Genomic DNA, 5,874 nt, shown 5'->3' on the forward strand with positions numbered 1-5,874 from the left:
TCCGGCTTTCTTTGCGGCCATGACCTGTTTCTCGGGTCATATAGCTTATTGAATAACAACAAACTTCTCTAGAATCACTTTCCGGAAATTCTCAGGCACCTGATCCCAAACAAAAAGATCGACCCGAAATGGCAGGTTACTTTCTTCCAGCGCTTCCCGAAGTTCAGCTATCGCAATCGCTTGTTCCGGGCCGGAAAAGATCACCATATCAAGATCCGATGCGAAATGGGCCTTGCCAGTGACTCTTGAGCCATAAGCCCAGACTGTGATATCGGGCAAATGTTTTTTTAGCAATGCCTGTAGTAGCATCCGTTCATCGCGCGTCAGGTCAATGGGTTCCGGGGGATGATTGGTAGAACCGTTCATTCCCAGTGTTCTCCGCTCATGGTCTCGTATAGGGCAATCGCATCTTTTATAAAATCACCCATTAAATCAAGTGCTACCTTTGCTTTTTCACCATCATAATCATGAGATGTATCAATACGGCTATCCGCATAGATCAACCATTGCGAAATATCCGACGGCAATAGTCTATTTTCATTGGCAATCCTGAATAGCGGTTTCGGGCTGTTGGGAACGTCGGGTAACCCCAGACTGATTTTCAAATAGCGTTTTAGCACTTTCCAGAGACGGTCATAACAGGTTTCAAATCGCCGGATAACGGATTCCGATACTGCCTCTTGCAGCCAGCCGGGTAATGTGTGATCAAGTGTCTGCTGATGATGGTATTGAGATTCCAGCAATGTTAATGACTGTTTGAACTTTCCGTATTCGATTTTAATGTTGTCAGCCACCGTTGCACTCCCCAGGCAAAACGGCACCATAACGCAAGGCAAAATCCCGAATATTGTGGTAGACCTTTAACAACTCGCTGGCCAGCGGCACGGCCCGGTTCAACGTCTCGGCATTCAGTTCACTGTCTTCCGGGTAGTCATGGGCAAAAGCATTGCGCATCTCACGAAATAAAGGCCATTGGGCTGCATTATCAATGGCCCCTATTTTTTCCAGCCGGTTGAGCTTGTCGATAAAGGTGTTCAGTGCCCCCTGCTCTCCCACTAAATCCAGCACGTGAGGAAAGAGTTTTGCCCCTATGGCATCCTGTAATTTACTGAACCGGGTGGAAAATTGGTCCATGTAAGCCACTTCAGTCGGGGTAAGGTTGTCAAATGCATTGACACTTAATGGAAACAGGCTTTCCACTTCGGCCATCACCCATTCAAGACGCAAGGCATGTCGGTCACAAATCCAGAGGGTGCGCCCGGTAACGTCTGCAATGTGTCGTCCGCTACTCATTCATTACCCCAGCTCTGTTGCCATTGAGTTGAATCCCGGTACTTCTGGCTTCATGGTGAATCGCTTCCCGGCGTTTTCCTCGTCGGTAAATGACCAGGTCAATTTTCTGGTCACCGATGTGCTGTTTGATGTCCACCAGGCTGTGGAGTTTGGCATCAAAAACCGCTTCCGGACTTTGCAGGTCGGTTTCTATATAGAGATCAATATCACCGCCACGCTGGTTATCATCAACTCTTGAGCCGAAGAGCCAGATGTCAGTTTTGGCACCAAAGTAATGCTGAAGCACGTTGCAAATATGGGCCGCATGTTCGTTTGTGATTCTCAATGGTATTAACCTGTCGTATACACCCACGAGAAAATCATGAAAGTGCCTGCCCAGCAAGGACTTCAGGGATTTTCATGATTTTTCCCTGTCCTAAACCCTGACTACAACATCAGCAAGAGTGATGCTAACCACCATCATACCGCCGACAATACCCCCTAACCCTCTCAGCAACATCAAGCAATACTGGCACAAATTTGAGAACCTGAGGAAAAATCAGGCTCAAAGCCTCTGGCTGATATTCATGGGCAATACTGTTTCTCAGTTCACGAATTTCTATAAATTCAATGGCGTTATTAATCAGACCTTTTTTCTCAGCCCGGTTGATTCTGTCGCGAACGGTACCTCCATGCTCCAGATCTATAACATCGATCAGGCGGAATATTTTCTGCAGCAAGATGTCATTAAAACGGGCAAAGCGAGCGGTGAGGGATTCAAACTTTTCCAGATCTTCAAGCTCTGGCATGCTTTCCTTTTGAAGGCTCACAGACTGGCAACGAGCCAAAGACCATTCAAGCAACTCCTCCATGTGCTTCATGCTTTCCAACTGTTGCTGCAATAGCAACAACTGGTCTTCTTTTATCGCTACCCGTCGTTTTTCGGCTTTGCCTTCATTCACAGAGAAACTCCTTCTGCCAATGCTATTCGAGTAAATGGGTCAGAATCATCAGCAGCAATGACCAAGTCTATTTTTTGTTCTCCCAGCTTTTCATAGAGCGCTAACCTGATCTTCTGTTTATCCGCCGAGTTCAATTTATGCGACAGAATCAGTAAGTCTATATCCCCACCTCTGGCCTGGTCATCAACTCTCGATCCAAAAAGCCAAATTTCAGCATCAGGGTCAAGCTGCCGGATAACTGTCACAATGGCTTGCTGCTCGGATTTAGTCAATCGCACCAGACACTCTCTCAATCATTGCTTAATTTTCACCTGCCGACTTCTTTAAGCTGGCTGAGCCAGTTCTGACAACAAACAAACCTCTTGCATAAGCTTCGGATTTTATGATAGTTGACATTCTCGCCGAGCAAGACTTTTACTCTTTAAAATTCCGAAAAATAAAAAATATACCCAGCATTTATTCACGCTACCGCCCTTCAGATTACACTCTCTCTGAAAAGCAGCTTAAAAATTACCTACTATTTATTGACTAAATAGCTCTAGCAGGTATTGCAAAACCAGGAAGTTTGTGATCGACAGACTTATCTAACCATCACGCAGCATTACGATAAAGGGGTTAATCCTACACATGATCATCAGTGAAAACCACCTGCATTAAACGACAACTTTACAAAATAACCTTAAATACACTCAGGAAAACGAGACAATAATAGAAGATAAATCAATTCGAAGGAGAAACTTCAGCACCACCGCACAAAATTGCACCAACCATCAAAAACGAACCCACAACAAGCACCCTGTCCCTGCTAGTTGATACTTCTTTTAGTTGCTGAAAACCTAACTCTACATTTTCAGCGATAACAGGCAGTAGTTCAGAATATCTGGCAACCGCTTCACTCAGAACAGTCTTATCAAGCGCTCTGGGCGAATCAAAATCGGCAACCACCCACTCATCGACCACTTCAGACAGAGACTCGATAACTCCGTGATAATCCTTATCTTTGTAGATCCCAATCAGTGCACGAGTTTTTCCTGAGACCGGATCTGCCTTCAGGCGCTCTGCCAGCTTTGTTGCTGCCTGCGGATTATGCGCAACATCGAGAATAGCCTGAACTTTTTTCCCCCTTTTATTGATCTCCATCACTTTTTCATAACGACCAGGGAGGCTCGATATTTTTAAACCTTCTACGATTGCATCACGGCTTACAGCATCAGGTAAAAACTGAATTGTTTGCAGAGCAGTAGCAGCGTTATCAATAACTAATGCGGGCATAGGCAGGTCGACATACTCAATACATTCACCCGTTTTGTTTAAACCCTTCCAACTCCATGTTCTACTTTCTTCTTTTAGCTCGAATTCTTTATCTCTTCTGTACAGAGCTGACTCCAGCCTGACAGCTTGATCGACGATACTGCCTGGAGTCTCCACACCACCAAATATGGCTGGTTTTTCGGAGCGAAAAATACCTGCTTTTTCTTTTGCGATCGCTTCAATACTGTAACCCAACCAGTCCTGATGATCCAACCCTACTGTAGTGATTACGGAGACATCCGGCTCAATCACATTAGTGGCATCCAGACGACCGCCCAGCCCAACCTCCATAAGCGCAATGTCTACTTTTTCTTTCTGAAAAACATCTACGGCCAACAGCACTGCGAATTCGAAATAGGAAAGCCAGTCACCGCCAAGCCCGTCGTTCACTTTTTGAAAGGAGGCACACAGGCTTTCATCGCTTGCTTCAACACCATTGACTTTAATACGCTCATTGAATCTGTGCAGATGCGGAGAGGTGTAGACGCCTACTTTGTAACCAGCAGCCGAGAGAATAGACTCAAGAATAGCGACCGTTGACCCCTTACCATTAGTGCCACCAACCGTGATAACGAAAGGAGCAGGTTTTGTAAGATCCAACCTTTCAGCCACTTTTCTTATACTGTCCAGCCCAAGTTCCATTTCGTGTTCAGGCCGGGTGTTTTCCAACCAGTCAAGCCAATCAGACAGCTGCTCGAAGGGAGGCTGACCGTTTTGCTGGTATGTCATGCAGGGGATTCCTTAGAAGAACATCTTGGGGGACGTATGGTTGCATATTTGCTCAAATCATTCTACATCTGACCTTCGGGTGAATCCATTGTGGGGAATTTCGATGACTCAACAGCTTTACGAGACTGATTTTTATAGCTGGACACAGCAACAAGCCAATTTAATCCGTCAGGGTCGACTGGGAGAACTGGATTTGGATAACATTCTCGAGGAAATCGAAAGCATGGGCAGAAGCGAATATCGCCAGCTGAGTCATCGACTGGACGTATTGCTCATGCATCTTTTGAAGTGGAAATTCCAACCTGAAAACAGGAGCACAAGCTGGCAGGGCTCAATCAAAGAACAAAGATTCCGCCTAAAAAAATTCATTGAGGAAAATCCGGGACTTAAGCCCAGACTCCCTGAGGCAGCTGCCGAAGCTTACGACGCTGCAAAAATCAGAGCATTCAAAGAGACTGGCCTACCAGAAACGACATTTCCCACACAATGCGAGTGGCCCTTTGAACAGGTGATCAATGATGAATTTTGGCCAGACTAACTCATTAATAAATATCTAGTGTAGTGCGACTAACTAACAGTACATAAAGACTCGTAGCAGCTATTGCTGATGTCATTCCAACCACTCAAATCGTTCTACGTCTGGCTTTGAACGGGTGATCTCTAATGAATTTTGGCGAGGCTAAACATGCCTCAAATTAAATACCCCTGAGCTTATTATTGTTATTTGTGAAAGGTCGTACTACCTTGAACTACTGCAAAATACTCCAGAGAGAGCAGCGCTATGCCCATGGCAGTCAAAAGCGTAAAATTTGAACAGGAAACGCTTGATAAACTTAATGAGCTAGCACGGATAAGAGATCGAGACGTCTCTTATCTAATCCGTGAAGCTGTGAATGATCTGATTGACAAGACAGCGTGGCAAATAGAAGAGGTTGAAAAGACACTAGAGGGTATTGACTCTGGAGAAGTCTCTACAAGACCACTGGGTGATTTTTTGACAGAAGCCAAAGAAAGTCTGTCTAAAAAGCCATGAAGTCAAGAATATCAAAACGAGCCGAGGATGACTTCCTCAGTCATATCGAACACCTTGATCGACTACACCCAAATGCTGCAGGCAAAATCGCTCAATTTATGTCGGCTACCCTGGAGCAAATTGAAGCATTCCCAGAGGCAGGCCATAAGGAACGCTTATATCGAAAGCTACCTGTTGCCGGAACTGAATACGTAGCTTACTACCGTATCAGTGCAGACGTAGTAGACATAGCCAGAATACTGCACTTAAAGCAACTCAGATGATTTTAAAAATCCCCTGCGCTCACTCTGATTTAAAAAAACAGCAACTTCAGGACGCATAGCCACATTAAGCCGAACAACGTATATTCACCGTTGTGCAAGATCAAGAAAAAAGCACTTTTTGAAATCTCCGGCCAACTTTACAGGTATCACCCAGTTGCAGTAATCACGTCTTCCCCATCTGCACCGAATTCCGAATCCGACTCAACAGGCACTGAAGCCATTCCCTGCATTTTTCTGCAAAGTCGAGCGACCGTCGAACGCATTTCGCCCCGATCAACAATCATATCGATTGCCCCATGCTCCA

10 protein-coding genes are annotated in these 5,874 nt (G+C 45.3%); 3 read left to right on the plus strand and 7 right to left on the minus strand.

What is annotated here, in order from left to right; genetic code table 11:
* Positions 1-45: 45 nt before the first annotated feature.
* The 7 genes from KDK16_RS13300 to folC form a co-directional block, all read right to left on the minus strand.
* Positions 46-366 (minus strand): nucleotidyltransferase family protein, encoded by a 321-nt coding sequence (locus KDK16_RS13300; RefSeq protein WP_257276499.1) that lies wholly within the window; start codon positions 364-366, stop codon positions 46-48.
* Entirely contained in the window at positions 363-794 is a 432-nt protein-coding gene (locus tag KDK16_RS13305; protein ID WP_257276500.1) for a nucleotidyltransferase substrate binding protein, read from the minus strand. The genes KDK16_RS13300 and KDK16_RS13305 overlap by 4 nt, the downstream gene beginning before the upstream one ends.
* Entirely contained in the window at positions 787-1,293 is a 507-nt protein-coding gene (locus KDK16_RS13310) for a hypothetical protein (RefSeq protein ID WP_257252539.1), read from the minus strand. Before KDK16_RS13310 ends, KDK16_RS13305 begins: the two co-directional genes overlap by 8 nt.
* Positions 1,286-1,618 (minus strand): nucleotidyltransferase domain-containing protein, encoded by a 333-nt coding sequence (locus KDK16_RS13315; RefSeq protein ID WP_257252538.1) that lies wholly within the window; start codon positions 1,616-1,618, stop codon positions 1,286-1,288. Before KDK16_RS13315 ends, KDK16_RS13310 begins: the two co-directional genes overlap by 8 nt.
* A gap of 124 nt (positions 1,619-1,742) precedes the next feature.
* Entirely contained in the window at positions 1,743-2,234 is a 492-nt protein-coding gene (locus tag KDK16_RS13320; protein ID WP_257276501.1) for a hypothetical protein, read from the minus strand.
* Entirely contained in the window at positions 2,231-2,512 is a 282-nt protein-coding gene (locus KDK16_RS13325; RefSeq protein WP_257252536.1) for a nucleotidyltransferase domain-containing protein, read from the minus strand. Before KDK16_RS13325 ends, KDK16_RS13320 begins: the two co-directional genes overlap by 4 nt.
* A 442-nt stretch (positions 2,513-2,954) precedes the next feature.
* Complete coding sequence (gene folC, locus KDK16_RS13330) at positions 2,955-4,274, minus strand: bifunctional tetrahydrofolate synthase/dihydrofolate synthase (RefSeq protein WP_257252535.1); 1,320 nt, start codon at positions 4,272-4,274, stop codon at positions 2,955-2,957.
* Between the two features lie 103 nt (positions 4,275-4,377).
* Between folC and KDK16_RS13335 the strand changes: the two genes are divergently transcribed.
* From KDK16_RS13335 to KDK16_RS13345, 3 genes are all read left to right on the plus strand, one after another.
* Positions 4,378-4,812, plus strand: a complete 435-nt coding sequence (locus KDK16_RS13335; protein WP_257252533.1) for a DUF29 domain-containing protein — start codon at positions 4,378-4,380, stop codon at positions 4,810-4,812.
* 249 nt (positions 4,813-5,061) lie between these two features.
* Positions 5,062-5,307 (plus strand): CopG family ribbon-helix-helix protein, encoded by a 246-nt coding sequence (locus tag KDK16_RS13340; protein WP_257276502.1) that lies wholly within the window; start codon positions 5,062-5,064, stop codon positions 5,305-5,307.
* Entirely contained in the window at positions 5,304-5,570 is a 267-nt protein-coding gene (locus tag KDK16_RS13345; RefSeq protein ID WP_257276503.1) for a type II toxin-antitoxin system RelE/ParE family toxin, read from the plus strand. The genes KDK16_RS13340 and KDK16_RS13345 overlap by 4 nt, the downstream gene beginning before the upstream one ends.
* The last annotated feature ends 304 nt before the right edge of the window (positions 5,571-5,874 follow it).

It is taken from the genome of Endozoicomonas sp. SESOKO4, assembly GCF_024606275.1.